17 protein-coding genes are annotated in these 17,100 nt (G+C 74.5%); 10 read left to right on the top strand and 7 right to left on the bottom strand.

The features are described from left to right. Positions 1 to 4: 4 nt before the first annotated feature. From ACFYUS_RS20520 to lgt, 9 genes are all read left to right on the top strand, one after another. Entirely contained in the window at positions 5 to 655 is a 651-nt protein-coding gene (locus ACFYUS_RS20520) for a TIGR02234 family membrane protein (RefSeq protein WP_388853698.1), read from the top strand. 134 nt (positions 656 to 789) lie between these two features. After that, positions 790 to 1,044: an HGxxPAAW family protein gene (locus tag ACFYUS_RS20515; RefSeq protein ID WP_388853696.1), complete on the top strand. Its 255-nt coding sequence runs from the start codon at positions 790 to 792 to the stop codon at positions 1,042 to 1,044. A 431-nt stretch (positions 1,045 to 1,475) separates the two neighbouring features. Further along, positions 1,476 to 1,934, top strand: coding sequence for a DUF2752 domain-containing protein (locus tag ACFYUS_RS20510; RefSeq protein ID WP_388853692.1), 459 nt, complete (start codon positions 1,476 to 1,478; stop codon positions 1,932 to 1,934). Between the two features lie 133 nt (positions 1,935 to 2,067). Then, a complete protein-coding gene (gene trpC, locus ACFYUS_RS20505) occupies positions 2,068 to 2,877 on the top strand; it encodes an indole-3-glycerol phosphate synthase TrpC (protein WP_376584785.1) in 810 nt (269 codons plus the stop codon). A gap of 7 nt (positions 2,878 to 2,884) precedes the next feature. After that, positions 2,885 to 3,172, top strand: coding sequence for a tryptophan biosynthesis modulator TrpM (trpM, locus tag ACFYUS_RS20500; protein ID WP_388853689.1), 288 nt, complete (start codon positions 2,885 to 2,887; stop codon positions 3,170 to 3,172). Positions 3,173 to 3,502: 330 nt separating this feature from the next. Further along, complete coding sequence (gene trpB / locus ACFYUS_RS20495) at positions 3,503 to 4,750, top strand: tryptophan synthase subunit beta (RefSeq protein WP_388853686.1); 1,248 nt, start codon at positions 3,503 to 3,505, stop codon at positions 4,748 to 4,750. Further along, positions 4,747 to 5,568 carry a tryptophan synthase subunit alpha gene (gene trpA / locus ACFYUS_RS20490; protein ID WP_388853683.1) on the top strand — a complete coding sequence of 274 codons (822 nt, stop codon included), beginning with the start codon at positions 4,747 to 4,749 and terminating at the stop codon, positions 5,566 to 5,568. The genes trpB and trpA overlap by 4 nt, the downstream gene beginning before the upstream one ends. Positions 5,569 to 5,632: 64 nt before the next feature. Then, complete coding sequence (locus ACFYUS_RS20485; protein WP_388853680.1) at positions 5,633 to 6,457, top strand: DsbA family protein; 825 nt, start codon at positions 5,633 to 5,635, stop codon at positions 6,455 to 6,457. 100 nt (positions 6,458 to 6,557) lie between these two features. After that, on the top strand, positions 6,558 to 7,571 hold the full coding sequence (gene lgt, locus ACFYUS_RS20480) for a prolipoprotein diacylglyceryl transferase (protein ID WP_388853677.1): 1,014 nt from the start codon (positions 6,558 to 6,560) through the stop codon (positions 7,569 to 7,571). A 57-nt stretch (positions 7,572 to 7,628) separates the two neighbouring features. Here the strand turns inward: lgt and ACFYUS_RS20475 are convergent, their stop codons facing one another. The 7 genes from ACFYUS_RS20475 to ACFYUS_RS20445 form a co-directional block, all read right to left on the bottom strand. Beyond that, positions 7,629 to 8,489: an HpcH/HpaI aldolase/citrate lyase family protein gene (locus tag ACFYUS_RS20475; protein ID WP_388853674.1), complete on the bottom strand. Its 861-nt coding sequence runs from the start codon at positions 8,487 to 8,489 to the stop codon at positions 7,629 to 7,631. Beyond that, complete coding sequence (locus ACFYUS_RS20470; protein ID WP_388853671.1) at positions 8,486 to 9,685, bottom strand: CaiB/BaiF CoA transferase family protein; 1,200 nt, start codon at positions 9,683 to 9,685, stop codon at positions 8,486 to 8,488. The genes ACFYUS_RS20475 and ACFYUS_RS20470 overlap by 4 nt, the downstream gene beginning before the upstream one ends. Beyond that, complete coding sequence (gene rbsK, locus ACFYUS_RS20465) at positions 9,682 to 10,602, bottom strand: ribokinase (RefSeq protein WP_388853668.1); 921 nt, start codon at positions 10,600 to 10,602, stop codon at positions 9,682 to 9,684. The genes ACFYUS_RS20470 and rbsK overlap by 4 nt, the downstream gene beginning before the upstream one ends. After that, positions 10,599 to 11,972, bottom strand: a complete 1,374-nt coding sequence (locus tag ACFYUS_RS20460; protein ID WP_388853665.1) for an ADP-ribosylglycohydrolase family protein — start codon at positions 11,970 to 11,972, stop codon at positions 10,599 to 10,601. Before ACFYUS_RS20460 ends, rbsK begins: the two co-directional genes overlap by 4 nt. Beyond that, positions 11,969 to 13,120, bottom strand: coding sequence for an ADP-ribosylglycohydrolase family protein (locus ACFYUS_RS20455; RefSeq protein WP_388853662.1), 1,152 nt, complete (start codon positions 13,118 to 13,120; stop codon positions 11,969 to 11,971). Before ACFYUS_RS20455 ends, ACFYUS_RS20460 begins: the two co-directional genes overlap by 4 nt. Next, complete coding sequence (locus ACFYUS_RS20450; RefSeq protein WP_388853659.1) at positions 13,101 to 14,465, bottom strand: ADP-ribosylglycohydrolase family protein; 1,365 nt, start codon at positions 14,463 to 14,465, stop codon at positions 13,101 to 13,103. The genes ACFYUS_RS20455 and ACFYUS_RS20450 overlap by 20 nt, the downstream gene beginning before the upstream one ends. Before the next feature lie 146 nt (positions 14,466 to 14,611). After that, the gene (locus tag ACFYUS_RS20445; protein WP_388853656.1) at positions 14,612 to 15,607 is read right to left on the bottom strand and encodes an ADP-ribosylglycohydrolase family protein; all 996 of its coding nucleotides are present in this window, start codon (positions 15,605 to 15,607) and stop codon (positions 14,612 to 14,614) included. 252 nt (positions 15,608 to 15,859) lie between these two features. On the opposite strand from ACFYUS_RS20445, the gene ACFYUS_RS20440 reads away from it, so the two are divergent. After that, complete coding sequence (locus ACFYUS_RS20440; protein ID WP_388853653.1) at positions 15,860 to 16,588, top strand: VIT1/CCC1 transporter family protein; 729 nt, start codon at positions 15,860 to 15,862, stop codon at positions 16,586 to 16,588. The last annotated feature ends 512 nt before the right edge of the window (positions 16,589 to 17,100 follow it).

The following is a 17,100-nucleotide window of genomic DNA, read 5'->3' as shown; positions in this document are numbered from 1 at the left end:
GATAGTGGGGTGCGTGAGTGCCGTACCCGTACCCCAGCCCCGGGCCGCCCGCGCGGCCGCCCCCACCGGTGGCCGCCGCAGCCTGGCGACGGCCCTCCTCCTCGGTGCCCTCGGCGCCACCGTCGTCCTCCTCTCCGCCGGCCAGATCTGGGCCGAGGGCACCGCGTCCGTCGTCGGCGGCAGCGTCCCCGTCAAGGCCGACGGCAGCGCCGTCACCGGAGTGCCGACCGCCCTCGCGATCGTCGGCCTCGCCGCGCTCTTCGCCGTCTTCGCCGTCCGCCGCACCGGCCGGACCCTCGTCGCCGCGCTCCTCGCGCTCAGCGGCGCGGGCGCCGCGCTCGCCGCGGTCCTCGGCGCCTCCGACAGCGCCGCCCTGGACTCCGAGGCCGCCCGGATCAGCGGTGACACCGCCGCAGCCGTCGCCGGCCTCACCCACACCGTCTGGCCGTACGTGACCGCCGCGGGCGCCGTCCTCATCCTGCTCGCCGGCCTCTTCGCCCTCCGCTTCGGCCAGAACTGGCCGGCGATGGGCGGCCGCTACGAACGCTCCGGCACCCCCCGCGCCGGCCGCAAGGCCCCGGCCACCGACCCGGACCGCCCCGAGGACCTGTGGAAGGCCCTGGACCGCGGCGAGGACCCCACCCGGGGCGAGTGAACGGTTCTGTTCGCGACGCGTGATCGTCCGGGCACCCCCGATTCATCCTCGCGCGCCCACGTGCGGGAGAATGAACGCCGAGTGTCCGCGCACGCGAGACCTCACCATCGAGCAACTGCAACGAGGAGCAACTCATGGCGGGCAGCGCCCACGGACACACCCCGGCCGCCTGGACCGGTGTCATCATCTCCTTCATCGGCTTCTGCATCGCCGGCGTCTTCATGGTGGCCGCCAACCTGCCCGGTTTCTGGGCCGGCATGGGCGTCATCCTCCTCGGCGGCGTCGTCGGCGGCGCGATGAAGGCGGCGGGCCTCGGCATGCCGAAGGACTCGGAGGCCGTCGTCGCCGCCCGCGCGGCCGCGACCGCCACCGCGAAGGCCCGCGCCTGACACGGCCCGACGCACCCGAGGGCGCAGTCCGGCCGTGCCGGGCTGCGCCCTCGCGCGTCAGGGGCGAGAATCACCGGATGGACGCGCAGCCGACGGCCGGAGCCGTGACCGACGATCCCCCCACCCGCCCGGGTGAACCTGCCCGCCCGAATGCTCCGGCGGCCGCGCCGGCCGCGCCGGGCGCGGGGGCGCCGGGGGGTGCGGCGGTGTCGGAGGGTGCCGCGGTACAGCCGGTCTCCGGCGCGTTGCCGGGCGGTCCGGTGCCTTCGGCCTCCGGCGCCACGCGGGGCGGGCCGGCCGAGCCGGGCCCCGCCGACGCCTCGCCTGGCGGCCCTGACGCCTCGCCGGGCGCGCCGCCCGTATCGCCGGGCCCTGCCCTGTGGCCGGGCGGGCCCGTACCCCCGGACGGGTACGTGTCACCGTCCGGGCCCGTGCCGCCCGGGCACGGCCCCTGGCCGGGGGCGTACGTTCCGGCGGCGCCGCCCGCGCCGAGGTCGCTCGTGCGGCGGCTGTCCGTGCCGGTCGGGGTCCTCGCCGGGGTCGTCGCCGCGTTCGCGTACGTCGGGGCCGTCGACCCCAACGAACCCGGGCACTACCCCGTCTGCCCGCTCCTGCGCTTCACGGGCGTCTACTGCCCCGGCTGCGGCGGACTCCGCAGTGCCCACGCCTTCGCCCACGGCGACCTGCAGGCCGCCCTCGGCGCCAACGCCCTCGCCGTCGTCGGCTACGGGATCTTCGCCGTCGTCATGGTCGTATGGCTGATTCGCGCCGTCCGCGGAGTGCCCATGCGCATCGCGGTCTCCCCGGCCTGGTGGTGGGGGATCGGGGCCGTCCTCGCCCTCTTCACCCTGGTCCGGAACCTTCCCTTCGGCTCCGCCCTGGCCCCCTGAGGGCCGTTCGGGAGTCCCAGCAGGTGGGACGCCGCTCCGGCCGATGCGAATCCGGGGCCGTCCTGCGGATAGGATCGAAGTGGCTGAACCTGGTTCATCATCACCGTCACCGTCCCGGAAGGGGGCCCCTCGCGTGAGTGTGCTCGACGAGATCATCGACGGCGTGCGCGCCGACCTCGCAGAGCGGCAGGCGCGGGTCACCCTCGACGAGCTCAAGGAGCGCGCCGCCAAGGCGCCGCAGGCCAAGGACGGCGTCGCCGCACTGCGCGGGGACGGCGTCAAGGTGATCTGCGAGGTCAAGCGCTCCAGCCCGTCCAAGGGCGCGCTCGCCGCGATCGCCGACCCGGCCGGACTCGCCGCGGACTACGAGGCGGGCGGCGCCGCCGTCATCTCTGTCCTCACCGAGCAGCGCCGCTTCGGCGGCTCCCTCGCCGACCTGGAGGCCGTCCGCGCCCGGGTCGACATCCCGGTGCTGCGCAAGGACTTCATCGTCACCGCGTACCAGCTCTGGGAGGCGCGGGCGTACGGAGCGGATCTCGCGCTCCTCATCGTCGCCGCCCTGGAGCAGGAGGCGCTGGTCTCCCTCATCGAGCGCGCCGAGTCCATCGGTCTCACCCCGCTGGTCGAGGTCCACGACGAGGAGGAGGTCGAGCGCGCCGTCGACGCGGGCGCCCGCATCATCGGCGTCAACGCGCGCAACCTCAAGACCCTCAAGGTCGACCGCTCCACCTTCGAGCGCGTCGCCCCCGAGATCCCCGCGCACATCGTCAAGGTCGCCGAGTCCGGCGTCCGCGGCCCGCACGACCTCATCGCCTACGCCAACGCGGGAGCCGACGCGGTCCTCGTCGGCGAGTCCCTCGTCACCGGCCGCGACCCGAAGGCCGCCGTCGCCGACCTCGTCGCCGCCGGCGCCCACCCGGCCCTCCGCCACGGCCGGAGCTGACCGAGTCATGACCCCCGTCCGCGCCACGCCGACCGCCCTGGGCTCCGCCCCGGGCGGCCCGGTCGTGCCCGCGGACGCCTCGGGCCGCCGTGGCCGGCTCCGTACCGCCGCCGCCCCCGTCTCCAAGCACGCCCCCCTGGCCCGGGGCTGCCGACCGCGCGGCTGCCGCGCACCCGCCCGCCGTGTCCACGGCCGCCGGGTCCGCTACGTCATCGGCTCCGAACCGGGCCAGGTCAACGGCATGCGATGGCGCCCGCGCCCCGCGCGCACCTTCACGTACAGCAACGCCGCCTGACGCCGTTGGGCCCGCGCCACCCGCCGTGTGGGCAATCGTCCCGCAGGGCGGGACGGGTGGGCACACGGGACGGCGCCTTCAGCGGCGCCTCCGCGTTCCGCGCCTGGACCCGCACCACGAGTGCGCCGCCACCAGGGGTGCGGGTTCAGGCTCGGGAGCCTCCGGCGCCGGCAAGGGCGCCGTTCCGTCGTGCCCACCCGTTCCGCCCCAGCGGAACGATTGCCCACAACGGGGAGCGACGAGGTTGCCGTACGTGAGTGCGTCGCGCGCATACCGTGACCACCAACCCCACGTATCCCGGGGCCCCCGCCCCGCGAGGAGCGCATCCGCATGTCCAGCGAGTTCTTCATCCCGGACCTGGAAGGCCAGGTCCCCAACGCCGAGGGCTACTTCGGCGCGTACGGCGGCAAGTTCATCCCGGAGGCCCTCGTCGCCGCGGTCGACGAGGTCGCCGTGGAGTACGAGAAGGCGAAGGCGGACCCCGAGTTCGCCCGCGAGCTCAACGACCTGATGGTCAACTACACCGGCCGGCCGAGCGCGCTGACCGAGGTGCCGCGGTTCGCCGAGCACGCCGGCGGTGCCCGGGTCTTCCTCAAGCGCGAGGACCTGAACCACACCGGCTCGCACAAGATCAACAACGTCCTCGGGCAGGCGCTCCTGACCAAGCGCATGGGCAAGACGCGGGTCATCGCCGAGACCGGCGCCGGCCAGCACGGCGTGGCCACGGCCACCGCCTGCGCCCTGTTCGGCCTCGACTGCACCATCTACATGGGCGAGGTCGACACCCAGCGCCAGGCCCTCAACGTGGCCCGGATGCGGATGCTCGGCGCCGAGGTCGTGGCCGTGAAGTCCGGCAGCCGCACCCTCAAGGACGCCATCAACGAGGCCTTCCGCGACTGGGTCGCGAACGTGGACCGGACGCACTACCTCTTCGGCACCGTCGCCGGCCCGCACCCCTTCCCCGCCATGGTCCGCGACTTCCACCGGGTCATCGGCGTCGAGGCCCGCCGCCAGATCCTGGAGCGCGCCGGGCGCCTGCCCGACGCGGCCATCGCCTGCGTCGGCGGCGGCTCCAACGCCATCGGCCTCTTCCACGCCTTCGTCCCGGACGCGGGCGTCCGCCTGGTCGGCTGCGAGCCGGCCGGCCACGGCGTCGAGACCGGCGAGCACGCGGCCACCCTCACCGCCGGCGAGCCCGGCATCCTGCACGGCTCCCGCTCCTACGTCCTCCAGGACGAGGAGGGCCAGATCACCGAGCCGTACTCGATCTCCGCCGGACTCGACTACCCCGGCATCGGCCCCGAGCACGCCTACCTCAAGGACAGCGGGCGCGGCGAGTACCGGGCCGTCACCGACGACGCCGCCATGCAGGCGCTGCGGCTGCTCTCCCGTACGGAGGGCATCATCCCGGCCATCGAGTCGGCGCACGCCCTCGCCGGCGCCCTGGAGGTCGGCAAGGAGCTCGGCAAGGACGCCCTGCTCCTGGTGAACCTCTCCGGGCGCGGAGACAAGGACATGGACACCGCCGCCCGCTACTTCGGGCTCTACGACAACGGCGCCGAGGGGGGCTCCAAGTGACCACCGGAAACATCCAGCTCCTCAGCGACACCCTCGCCAAGGCCAAGGCCGAGAACCGGGCCGCGCTCATCGCGTACCTGCCGGCCGGCTTCCCGACCGTCGACGGCGGCATCGCCGCCATCAAGGCCGTCTTCGACGGCGGCGCCGACGTCGTCGAGGTCGGGCTCCCGCACAGCGACCCGGTCCTCGACGGCCCGGTCATCCAGACCGCCGACGACATCGCCCTGCGCGGCGGGGTGAAGATCGCCGACGTCATGCGGACGGTCAAGGAGGCCCACGAGGCCACCGGCAAGCCGGTCCTCGTCATGACGTACTGGAACCCGATCGACCGGTACGGCATCGAGCGCTTCACCGAGGAGCTCGCCGCGGCCGGCGGCGCGGGCTGCATCCTGCCCGACCTGCCCGTCCAGGAGTCCGCCGTCTGGCGCGAGCACGCCGACAAGCACGGTCTCGCGACCGTCTTCGTCGTCGCGCCCAGCAGCAAGGACGAGCGCCTCGCCACCATCACGGCGGCCGGCTCCGGCTTCGTCTACGCGGCCTCGCTCATGGGGGTCACCGGCACCCGCGAGTCGGTCGGCGAGTCGGCGGCCGATCTGGTCCGCCGTACCCGTGCCACCTCCGAACTGCCGGTGTGCGTGGGTCTCGGCGTCTCCAACCCGACGCAGGCGAAGGAGGTCGCCGGCTTCGCCGACGGCGTCATCGTCGGCTCCGCCTTCGTGCAGCGGCTCCTCGACGCCGACGGCGACGAGGCGGCCGGGCTCGCCGCCGTAAGGGAACTGGCGGCCGAACTCGCCGAGGGCGTCCGCCGCGTTTCGTAGCCCGTATGGGTGGATCTGGGACCGGGGAGGCGCGGATGTGCCTCCCCGGTTCGTTGCCTGGGGCGTGAGCGAGAAGAACAGTGGTGACGGTAACCGGAGCGCGCGGGAGCGCCTCCAGCAGCAGCGCGAGCGCGACAAGGCCCGCGAGAAGCAGCGGCGCGTCCTGATCGTGTCGGCGGCGGTGGTCGGCGTCCTCGGCCTGGCCGCGGTCGTCGGCGTGATCGCCGCCGGCGGTGACAAGAACAGCGGTTCCGACAAGGCGGGCCCCGTGGTCGCGCCGACCGGAGCGACCGACGAGGACGCCAAGCCCGCCATCCCCACGGGCAAGGCGGACGCCCCGTCGACGCTCGCGGTCTGGGAGGACTTCCGCTGCCCGGCCTGCGCCCAGTTCGAGAACGTCATGCGGGACTCGATCCACGAGCTGCAGGCCTCCGGCGCGCTCAAGGTCGACTACCACCTCGCCACCCTCATCGACGGGAACATGGGCGGCAGCGGCTCCCTGCGCGCGGCGAACGCGGCGGCGTGCGCCCAGGACGCGGGGAAGTTCACCGCGTACCACGACACGCTCTACATCAACCAGCCGCCGGAGACGGACGACGCCTACGGGAAGAACGACAAGCTGATCGAGCTGGCGGCGAAGGTGCCGGGGCTCGACACGCCCGCCTTCCGCAGCTGTGTGAACGACGGCACGCACGACGGCTGGGTGAAGAAGTCGAACGAGGCCTTCCAGAACGGCGGCTTCCGCGGCACCCCGTCCGTCCTCCTCAACGGAGAATCGATCTTCCCGACCAAGGGGAACGAACAGATCTCCCCGGAGAACCTGAAGAAGTGGGTCGCCGAGGCCAACAAGGGCAAGAAGGCGGGCACGGCGTCCCCGTCGGCGGGCTAGCCGGCGGCCCGGTCATCGGCCTGATCAGAGGATTGGTTACCCATAAGTTGCCGGGCGGGCTGCCGCTTCGCCCGTCCGGCAGGGTAGCGTCGGTTCTGCCATGGACCTTGCCTACATTCCCAGCCCGTCGACCGGCGTGATCCACCTCGGACCGATCCCGCTGCGCGGCTATGCCTTCTGCATCATCATCGGTGTCTTCGTCGCCGTCTGGCTCGGCAACAAGCGCTGGATCGCCCGGGGCGGCACCGCCGGCACCGTGGCCGACATCGCCGTCTGGGCGGTGCCCTTCGGCCTCGTCGGCGGACGCCTCTACCACGTGATCACCGACTACCAGCTGTACTTCAGCGAGGGTGAGAACTGGGTCGACGCCTTCAAGATCTGGGAGGGCGGCCTCGGCATCTGGGGCGCCATCGCGCTCGGCGCGGTGGGCGCCTGGATCGGCTGCCGCCGGTGCGGGATCTCCCTGCCCGTGTACGCGGACGTCATCGCGCCCGGCATCGCCTTCGCCCAGGCCATCGGCCGCTGGGGCAACTGGTTCAACCAGGAGCTCTACGGCAAGCCGACCGACGTGCCGTGGGCGCTGAAGATCACCGAGGGACCCAACCGCGAGGCGGGCCTGTACCACCCGACCTTCCTGTACGAGTCGCTGTGGAACGTCGCCGTCGGCTTCCTGGTCATCTGGGCCGACCGCCGCTTCAAGCTCGGCCACGGCCGCGCCTTCGCGCTGTACGTCGCCGCGTACTGCTCCGGCCGCGTGTGGACGGAGGCCCTGCGCGTCGACGAGGCGCACCACATCCTCGGACTGCGGCTCAACGTGTGGACCGCGATCATCGTCGGCCTGCTCGCGGTGCTCTACTTCGTGATCTCGGCGCGGGTGCGTCCGGGCCGCGAGGAGATCATCGAGCCGAGGGCCGCGGAGAGGGCCGCCGAGAAGACGGACGCCGTCGAGGGTGCCGAGGCCGACAAGGCCGGTGACGCCGAGCCGAAGGACGCCGACCCCGACTCCTCGGACGCCGCACCGGAGCCCTCGGACTCCTCCGACCCTTCGGACTCCGAGAAGCCGGAGAAGGCCGAGAAGGCCGAGAACGGTGCCGGCTCGACCGCCACAAGCTGATCGTTCCCAGTCGAAGGGCCGCCGGGCCGCAGAAGCCCGGCGGCCCTTCGCCGTGTCTCAGCCCGCGCGGGCCGCGAGGGCGAGGACCCGGTGGGCGCCCTCCACCACCGCCGCGTCGACGAAACGGCCGTCCGGGAGGGCGAGCGCGCCCCGCTCGGTCGCGGCCGCCGCGACGACCTCACGGGCCGCGTCGACCTCCGCCGGGGTGGGCAGATAGGCGCGCTCGATGACCGGGAGCTGACGGGGGTGGATGGCAGCCCGGCCGAAGAAGCCCATGGCCCGGCCCCGGGAGCAGCCGGCGGCCAGCGCGTCCAGGTCGCGGATGTCCGGATGGACGGACTGGGCCGGCGGGGGGAGGGCGGCCGCGCGGGCCGCGACCACCACCCGTCCGCGCGGCCAGTCGAGGCCGGTGTCCTGCCGTACCCCCAGGTCCGCGCGGAGGTCGGCCTCGCCGAGGGCGATGCCGCGGACCGCGGGATGGGCGGAGGCGATGGCGTAGGCGTGCTCGACGGCGAGGGCGCTCTCCAGGAGCGGATAGAGCGCGAGGCCCGGGGCGAGCCCGGCGATCCGGTGGATGTCAGTGGCGTGTGTCACCTTGGGTACACGGAGACCGCAGAGGCCGGGGAGGGGGGCCAGGGTGGGGATGTCGCGCGGGGTGTGGATGCGGACGTGCACCGGGACGGGGTGGACGTCCGAGAGGAGCTCGGCCGTGGCGTCGAGGGCGTACGGCTTGCGGTGCGGGGCGACCGCGTCCTCCAGATCGACGATCACGACGTCGGCGCCCGAGGCCAGCGCCTTGCGCACCACCTCGGGGCGGTCGCCGGGGGCGTACAGCCAGGTGAGGGGGGCGACGGGGTGCGCGGTGGCGTCTCCGGTCCGCCCGACGGCCGAGCCGGTGGGACCGCTGAGGGGGCTCATACCGCTCCTTGCTCGCGGAGGGCGTCGATCTCGGCGGGGGTGAGGCCGAGCTCGGAGAGGACGGCGGTGGTGTCGGCGCCGTGCGGGCGGCCGGACCAGCGGATGGCGCCGGGGGTCTCGGAGAGGCGGAAGAGGACGTTCTGCATCTTGATCGGGCCGAGTTCGGGGTCCTGCACCTCGGTCACGGTGCGGAGCGCCTGGTACTGGGGGTCGGCGACGACGTCCCGGATGTCGTAGACGGGGGCGATGGCGGCCTCCGCCTTCTCGAAGGCCGCCATCGCCTCGTCACGGGTGTGGCGGGCGATCCACGAGCCGACCGCCTCGTCCAGGACGTCCGCGTGCTCGGCCCGGCCCGTGCCGTCGGCGAACCACGGCTCGTCGATCAGCTCCGGGCGGCCGACGAGCCGCAGCACCCGCTCGGCGATCGACTGGGCGGAGGTGGAGACGGCGACCCAGGAGCCGTCGGCGGTCCGGTAGGTGTTGCGCGGGGCGTTGTTGCGGGAGCGGTTGCCGGTCCGGGGCTGGACGTAACCGAGCTGGTCGTACCAGAGGGGGTGGGGTCCGATGACGGAGAGCATCGGTTCGATGATCGCCATGTCGACGACCTGGCCGCGGCCGGTCGCCGTCCTGGCGGTGAGCGCGGTCATCACGGCGTACGCGGTGGCCAGGGCGGCGATCGAGTCGGCGAGGCCGAAGGGAGGAAGGGTCGGGGGGCCGTCCGGCTCGCCGGTGATCGCGGCGAAGCCGCTCATCGCCTCGGCGAGCGTGCCGAAGCCGGGGCGGTGGGCGTACGGGCCGAACTGGCCGAAGCCGGTGACCCGGGTCAGGACCAGACCCGGGTTGACGGCGGACAGCTCCTCCCAGCCCAGACCCCAGCGTTCCAGGGTGCCGGGGCGGAAGTTCTCCACGATGACGTCCGCGTCGGCGGCGAGCGCGAGCAGCGTGTCGCGGCCGCCCGGCGAGGACAGGTCGAGGGTGATCGTCCGCTTGTTCCGGCCGAGGACCTTCCACCACAGGCCGACGCCGTCCTTGGCGGGGCCGTGGCCGCGGGACGGGTCCGGCTTGCGGGGATGCTCGACCTTGACGACGTCGGCGCCGAAGTCGCCCAGCATCATGGCCGCGAGCGGGCCGGCGAAGAGGGTCGCGAGATCCAGCACGCGCAGCCCGTGGAGGGGCGCCGGGGTGGGGGTGGTCATACGGCGTCGGCCTCCAGGGCGTCGGGGGAGAGGAACGCGGCCTCGATCTCGACGCGGTACGGCATCGAGGTCGACGCGCCCTCGCGCCGGACGGAGAGCGCCGCGGCCGTCTGCGCCCAGGCGAGGGCCTCCGGGGCGGGACGGCCCTCGCCGAGGGCGACCGCGAGCGCGCCGACGAAGGTGTCGCCGGCCCCCGTGGTGTCGACGGCCCGGACCCGGGGCGCGGGCACGGCGAGCGGTTCGGCGCCGCGGGTGGCGTACAGGCTGCCGGCCGCGCCCAGGGTGACGACCACCTCGGGGACGTCCCGCAGCAGGGCCCGCGCGGCCTCGCGGGGGTCGGTGAGGCCGGTGAGCGCGGCGGCCTCGTGCTCGTTGGGCACCAACAGGTCGGTGGCCGCGAGGAGTTCCGGCGGCAGGGGCTGCGCGGGAGCGGGGGTGAGGATCGTGCGGACGCCGAGGCGGCGGGCGGTGACGGCGCCCTCGACGACGACGGAGAGGGGGAGTTCGAGCTGGAGGAGCAGGGCGTCGGCGGTGCCGATGAGGGCCTCGTCGCCGTGGGTGAGGGAGGTGACGGTGCCGTTGGCGCCGGGGACGACGACGATCGCGTTGCCGCCCTCGTCGTCGACGACGACATGGGCGGTGCCGGAGGGGCCCTCGGCGGTGCGGAGCAGATCGATGTCGACCGCGCAGTGCTCCAGGGTGGCGCGCAGCTGTGCCCCGAAGCCGTCCGCGCCGACCGCGCCGATCATCGCGACCTCGCCGCCCGCGCGGGCGGCGGCGACGGCCTGGTTGGCGCCCTTGCCGCCGGGGATCGTACGGAAGGAGCGGCCGGTGACCGTCTCGCCGAGGGCGGGGGCCCGCGGCACGTAGACGACGAGATCCATGTTCGTGCTGCCGAGCACGACGATGCTGGTCATGGGCGTACTGCCTCCAGGTGTGTCAGTTCGGCCAGGGTGTCGAAGCCGATGCCGTCGAAGGACGGCACCGAGGTCGCGAGGCGGTTCTTGAGGGGGGAGGTCCAGCGCTCCGGCAGCCGGTCCGGGTGCCCGGCGAGCAGCCCGGCGAGCGAACCGGCGGTGGCGCCGTTGGAGTCGGTGTCCCAGCCGCCCGACACCGCCGCGCAGATCGAGCGCGAGAAGTCGCCGTCGGCGTGGGTGAGGGCGGCGGCGAGCAGGGCGGCGTTGGGGACGGCATGCACCCAGTGGTACCCGCCGAGTTCGGCGTGCAGGCGGTCGACGACGGTGTCGAAGTCGGCGGTGGTGCGGGCGGCCCCGATCCCGAGGCGGACGGCTCGGGCGAGCCGCGAGCGCGGCGGGACGACGCCGAGACCGGCGGCGAGGGACTGGTGGACGTCCGCCGTCCCGGTCGCGGCGGTGGCGAGGGCGGCGGCGACGAACATGGCGCCGTAGACGCCGTTGGCGGTGTGCGTGAGCACCGCGTCCCGGTGCGCCTGCGCGGCGGCGGCCACCGGGTCGCCCGGGTGGGTCCAGCCGTGCACGTCGGCGCGGATCTGGGCGCCGATCCACTCGCGGAAGGGGTTGCGGCGGACGGCGGTCAGCGGGGGTTCGACGCCGTCGAGGAGGTTGCGGTAGGCGACGCGCTCGGCCGTGAAGGTGCGGCCGGCGGGGAGTTCGTCGAGCCAGAGGCGGGCGACGTCGGCGGTGGTGAAGTCGCGGCCGTACCGCTGGAGGAGCAGCAGGTTGAGGAGGGGGTAGTTGAGGTCGTCGTCCTCGGGCATGCCGTCGATGTTCTCGGCGAGCGAGGTGGCGGCGGAGCGGCGGTTCCACGGATGCGCGGCGAGCAGCTCCGGCGGGACGCCGCGGGCGGTGAACCAGGTGGTGAGGGGCCAGTTGCCGGCGGCGCGGGCGAGGGCGCGGACGGCGGGGAGGGGGAGCTTCTCGACGGGCTTGCCGAGCAGACAGCCCGCGGCCCGGCCGAGCCAGGCTGCGTGCAGGCGGTCCCGGAGGGCGGTGCCCCCGGCCCCGTCGGAGCGCGGGGGAGGGGTGGTGCGGGGGGTCGTCGAAGCCTGGATCTCGGGGAGGGCGGTCGGCTCCCGGGCCGACAGGGGGGCGGGGAGGGCCGCCAGGGCGTCCAGCAGCCGTTCCGCCAAGGGGCGGAGGTGCGGGTGGGGGAGGGGCGAGGCGCCGGCCGATTCCGGGGCCGGGGGGCCGCCCGCCGCCGTCCAGCGGGCCGCCAGGGCGTCGGCGTCGCGGCCGTCCTCCGACGCCTGGCGGAGTTCGTGGCCCACCAGGTCCTCCGGCTGGACCCAGGTCAGGCGGAGGGTCATCGGTCCGCGCTCGTCAGGGTCGCGAAGGCCGATTCGTGGGACCGGCGGGCGGCGGTGTCCGCGGCGAAGACCTCGCGGGCCACCGCCGTCAGCGCTCTCGCCGGGGCGTGGAGGTCCAGACGGCTCGCCTCCGCCACCTGCTTCGCCCACGCGGACGGGACGGCGGCCTCGCCGTGCAGCGCGCCCACGATCGCGCCCGCCATCGTGGCGATCGAGTCGCAGTCGCGGCCGTAGTTGACCGCGCCCAGGACCGTACGACGGTAGTCGCCGCCGCCGACCAGGAGCATGCCGAGGGCGATCGGGAGTTCCTCGATCGCGTGCAGGCGGGAGGGGCGGCGGGCGCCGAGGGAGGGGGCGCGGTAGTCGGGGCCGACCGTGTCGAAGGGGGCCACCGCCCGGCGGAGGGGGCCGAGGGCGGACTCGAAGTCCGTGTGCCGGGAGGCCACTTCGGCGACCGCCTCGATCGCCGCGTGCGTGCCGTCCTTCGCCAGGGACAGGGCCGCCTCCACCACCGACGCCGGTGTCGCGCCCGGCGCGCAGGCCGCCGCGACCGCCGCCGCGAAGACCCCCGCCGCCTCCCGGCCGTACGAGGACTGGTGCGCGCCCGTCAGGTCGACCGCCTCGGCGTAGGCGGCCGCCGGATGGGCGGCGTTGACCAGGCCGACCGGCGCCACGTACATCGCCGCCCCGCAGTTGACGACGTTGCCGTTGCCGGCCTCGCGGGGGTCCACGTGGCCGTAGTGGAGCCGGGTCACGATCCACTTCTCGGCGAGGAAGATCCGCTGGAGGGGGAGCGCCTCGGCCTCCAGCTCCGGGATCCAGACGGGGGAGCCGATGAGTTCGGGGACGAGGTGGTCCGCGACCGCGTACGCGTCGAGGTGGCCGCGGACCTTCTCGTACACCCGGATCAGGGCGTGGGTCATCAAGGTGTCGTCGGTGACGTGCCCGTCGCCCTTGTGGTACGGCGCGATGGGGCGGGCGGTGCGCCAGTCGCCGCCGTTCCAGGGGCCGACGATCCCGGTGACGCGGCCGCCGTGGCGTTCCACGATCTGCTCGGGGGTGTAGCCCTCGACGGGGCCGCCGAGCGCGTCGCCGACGGCGGCCCCGAGGAGACTTCCGGTGATCCGGTCATCCAATGTGGGTGTCATGTCGGAATTGTCCACCTGGGGTGGCCGGTTCCGTGGCTCCGAGCAGCCCGGCGAGTTCCACCAGGTCCGTCCCCGCGAGCCGGGGCAGCGCGCAGCCCGCGAGCGTCCTGCACGCCTCGCGCCAGCTCGCCGGGACCGAACGGCCGCCGCCCAGCGCGCCGGTGAGCGCGCCCGCCAGCGCCGGGGCCGAGTCGGCGACCCGGGAGAGGCAGGCGGCGGCCGGCACCGCGGCCGTCATCTCGCCCCGGGCGGCGGTGGCGAGGGCCAGGGCGACCGGGACGGTCTCGGCGGCGGCGATGCCGTAGCTGTAGACGTGGTCCACGATCTGGTGCTCCAGGAGCGGGACCAGCTCGAAGGCCGAATCGGCGGCCCGGGCGAGCTGCACGGCGTGCCGGGCGTTGCGGCCGATCTCGGTGACGGGCGGGAGTTCGGCGAGCGCCGCCTCGACGGCCTCGTCGACCGTCGCCCCGCCGAGGGCCGCGGCGACGGCCGCCGCCGTCGCGCGGGCGCCGTGCACGCCGTCGCCGTCCTGGGTGTACCGGGCGTCGAACTCGGCGAGTTCGGCGGCCGCGCGGGGATCGCCGGGGTGGACGACGGCGAGGACGGCGGCCCGGACGCAGGCCGCGTCGTCGAAGAAGTGCGGGTTGTCGTGGCCCGTCGCGGGCGGGCGCAGGCCGGTGGCGAGATTGCCGAGGCCCGCGCGGACCGAGATCCGGGCGCGGAGGGGCAGTACGGCCGACTCGACCTCGGGGGCGCGTTCGGCGGCGGCCGCGACCTGCCCGGCGAGGGCGTTCCAGGCGAGGTCGACGGTGGTGCGGAGGCGGCGGTCCGGGGGGAGGGCGGCGAAGACCCCGCTGTCGGCGGCGAGGATCGCCTCGGCGGTGAAGACCGCCCACTCGGCGTCGTCGGAGGGGCCCAGGCGGAGGGGCTCGGGGGGCTGGTTGAGGGCGATGGGGACGGGGAGGGTGGTCGTCGCGTTCTGCTCGGCGAAGGTGTCGAGTTCGCGGGTGAGGCGGCGGGTCCATTCGGGCATGCGGGCGGCGCGGTGTCGCGCGGCGGGCCATCCGGACGCGTCGCCCGCGGCGAGCCCGAGGAGGAGGCCCTCGACCGCGTCACGGCCGGCCCTGCGAGGGGCGTCGAGCCGCGGGGCCCCGTGGGCGACGCCCCAGGAGCCGGTGCCCCGCACCGGGGCGGGACCGTGCGGGGCGGGGCCGTGCGGGGTCAGGTCCAGCAGTTCCGCGCCCCGTACCGGGGCGGAGGCCTGGAGCGCGCCGATCGCGAGGTCGTCGCCCGGCACCGGGCCCGGGTCCCGCGGGGCGTCGGTCGCCGGGCCGGGACCCGGCACCGGGCCCGGGTCCCGCGGGGCGTCGGTCGCCGGGCCGGAACCCGGCACCGGGGCCTGTGCCCACCCTCCCCCGAGCTCTCGGCTCCGCTCGAACAGGGGGGACCCCCCTCGCCCCGCGGAACGATCGCCCGCGGAGGTGTCCGCGCTCATGCCGCCTCCTCCGGGGTCAGGAGGTCCGCGATGTCCAGGACGTGGTGGCCGCGCATCGAGGGGAGGCAGCTGCCGGTGACCGGGGCGATGGCCGAGGCCCAGTCGGCGGGGATCGCGTGGACGCCGCCCAGCGCGCCGGCCAGGGCGCCCGCGACCGCTGCCGTGGTGTCGGCGTCGCGGCCCATGTTGACGGCGGTCAGGACCGAGGTGCGGAAGTCGCCGCGGGCGGCGGCGAAGGCGCCGAAGGCGAGGCCCACCGCTTCCGGGGCGAGGTCCGTCCAGGGGTAGCCGCCGATGACGACGGCGGAGCGGACCTGGCGTTCGCGGGTGAGGGGGTCCGGTTGGACGCGCTGGGCGGCGACGACCGCGCGGCGCAGGGAGCGGGCCGTCCAGGAGTCCATGGGGACGACGGAGAGGGCGGCCGCGATCACCGAGGTGACCGTCGCTCCCGTCATCGCCGCCGCCACGCCCGCCGCGACCGCCTGGCCGCCGTAGATGCCCTCGCCGTCGTGGCTGACGCTGCCGTCGATGGCGACGAGCCGGGCCGCCTCCGCCGGGCGGCCGGCCGCGAAGACGCCGAAGGGGGCCGCGCGCATCGCGAGGCCGTCCGACCAGGCGTGGCGGTGCTGGGCCGAGATGGGGGCCGCGAGGCCCCGCCGGAGGTTCTCCAGGGTGCCGCGCTCCGAGAACCCCGCCCCGCGGAACGGGCCTTCGTCGAGGTCGGCGATCCAGCGGTGCCAGGCCCGTTCGACGTGGTGGACGGTGAGGGCGGAGCCGTGCCGGGCGAGGAGGAGGGCGGAGAAGATCGCGTACTCCGTGTCGTCGGTGCCCGCCGGACGGTCCGTCACGAAGCCCTCGACGCGGCCCCAGCGGCGGCGGATCTCGGAGGGCCGCATGTTCTCGGCGGGGGCGCCGAGCGCGTCGCCGACGGCGAGGCCGAGGAGCGCCCCTCTCGCCCGTTCACGCGTGTCGCACGCCGTGCTGTTCACCATCTCGTGCCCCTTCCTCGGTGGGGCGCCGACAGCGGCGCCCCGTTGCCTGGATCTGTGCCACCACGAGCCGCGAACTCGCCGAAGAAACGTCCCTGTCACCCGGCTGACGCCTCGACAGATAGGGGTGCCCTCAGTGAGGCGGGCCTTAGTAAGTACGGCCTGGCTTGCTGGCGCGACCCTTACATCGCGCGTAGTTTCGAGGGTGTTGGGGGCGGCGGGTGCATCCCGGCCCGCCGGAAAGAGGGGAGAACCATGTCCATCATCGAAGCTCAGGCGCCACTGCACGAGGCCCACCGCGACAACCACACGCACCGCGACGTGAACGGCGGTTGGCTGCGCCCGGCGGTGTTCGGCGCGATGGACGGACTCGTCTCCAACCTCGCCCTGATGACCGGTGTCGCCGGTGGCCAGGTCTCCGCGCAGACCGTCGTCATCACCGGCCTCGCGGGCCTCGCCGCCGGCGCCTTCTCCATGGCGGCCGGCGAGTACACCTCCGTCGCCTCGCAGCGCGAGCTCGTCCAGGCGGAACTGGACGTCGAGCGCCGTCAGTTGCGCAAGCACCCCGTCGACGAGATGGAGGAGCTCGCCGCGCTCTACGTCTCCCGGGGCGTCGAGCCCGCGCTCGCCCGCGAGGTCGCGATGCAGCTGTCGAAGGACCCCGAGCAGGCCCTGGAGATCCACGCCCGCGAGGAGCTCGGCATCGACCCGGACGACCTGCCGTCGCCGACGGTCGCCGCCGTCTCGTCCTTCGGCTCCTTCGCGCTCGGCGCGCTCCTCCCCGTCCTGCCGTACCTGCTCGGGGCGACCGCGCTCTGGCCGGCCGTGCTGCTCGCGCTCCTCGGGCTCTTCGCCTGCGGCGCCCTGGTGGCCCGGGTGACCGCCCGCGGCTGGCTCTTCAGCGGTATGCGCCAGCTCGTCCTGGGAGGTGCCGCCGCGGCCGTCACGTACGGGCTCGGCATGCTCCTCGGAGCCGCGTTGTAGCCCGGCGGAACCGGTACGGATTTCGTACTTCGGCGGTACGGATTCCGTACCCCCGCACAAGACCGAGAGGCCCCCAAAAGGGGCCTCTCGTTCATTTCGGGGCCCCTTTTCCGGACATAGGGCACGGAACGTCTGTGACGTATATCCCTGGTCCATTCCACCGTGGCGATGAGACACTATGCATGACGCCACATATGTAGCCGGTTACCCGGCGGTTTCGAACCCGTGACCAACGGGAAAGAGGCCTGAGCGCCATTCGGGCAACGAAGCCCACTCCCAGCGACGGGTCGCCGGAGACCCGAAGATCCTCCGGACCCCGATCCGTCCCCCGCGGGACAGCCTCTGTCGCCGCACCCCCCAGGTGAACCCACACCACCGCTGCGTATCGGCGGTGTCCGCATGCTGGAATGAGCTTTCCGCTTAGCGAGAAGCCGGTCATCATGTAACCTGCACGAAATTTCGCGGAGGGCCAACGTCGTCCCTCGGCATCTGCATATGCCACGACGACGACG

The sequence above is a fragment of the Streptomyces sp. NPDC004284 genome (genome assembly GCF_042874035.1).
GTDB lineage: Bacteria > Actinomycetota > Actinomycetes > Streptomycetales > Streptomycetaceae > Streptomyces.
The sequence above is the reverse complement of the archived record's forward strand: the minus strand, read 5'-3'. Positions and strand labels throughout refer to the sequence as shown.

Bases quoted from the DNA above. Each gene is read 5' to 3' on its own strand.
- ACFYUS_RS20515 (WP_388853696.1), top strand. From the start codon at position 790: ATGGCGGGCAGCGCCCACGGACACACCCCGGCCGCCTGGACCGGTGTC.
- trpM (WP_388853689.1), top strand. From the start codon at position 2,885: ATGACCCCCGTCCGCGCCACGCCGACCGCCCTGGGCTCCGCCCCGGGC.
- trpB (WP_388853686.1), top strand. From the start codon at position 3,503: ATGTCCAGCGAGTTCTTCATCCCGGACCTGGAAGGCCAGGTCCCCAAC.
- lgt (WP_388853677.1), top strand. From the start codon at position 6,558: ATGGACCTTGCCTACATTCCCAGCCCGTCGACCGGCGTGATCCACCTC.
- ACFYUS_RS20475 (WP_388853674.1), bottom strand. From the start codon at position 8,489: ATGAGCCCCCTCAGCGGTCCCACCGGCTCGGCCGTCGGGCGGACCGGA.
- ACFYUS_RS20470 (WP_388853671.1), bottom strand. From the start codon at position 9,685: ATGACCACCCCCACCCCGGCGCCCCTCCACGGGCTGCGCGTGCTGGAT.
- rbsK (WP_388853668.1), bottom strand. From the start codon at position 10,602: ATGACCAGCATCGTCGTGCTCGGCAGCACGAACATGGATCTCGTCGTC.
- ACFYUS_RS20460 (WP_388853665.1), bottom strand. From the start codon at position 11,972: ATGACCCTCCGCCTGACCTGGGTCCAGCCGGAGGACCTGGTGGGCCAC.
- ACFYUS_RS20455 (WP_388853662.1), bottom strand. From the start codon at position 13,120: ATGACACCCACATTGGATGACCGGATCACCGGAAGTCTCCTCGGGGCC.
- ACFYUS_RS20445 (WP_388853656.1), bottom strand. From the start codon at position 15,607: ATGGTGAACAGCACGGCGTGCGACACGCGTGAACGGGCGAGAGGGGCG.
- ACFYUS_RS20440 (WP_388853653.1), top strand. From the start codon at position 15,860: ATGTCCATCATCGAAGCTCAGGCGCCACTGCACGAGGCCCACCGCGAC.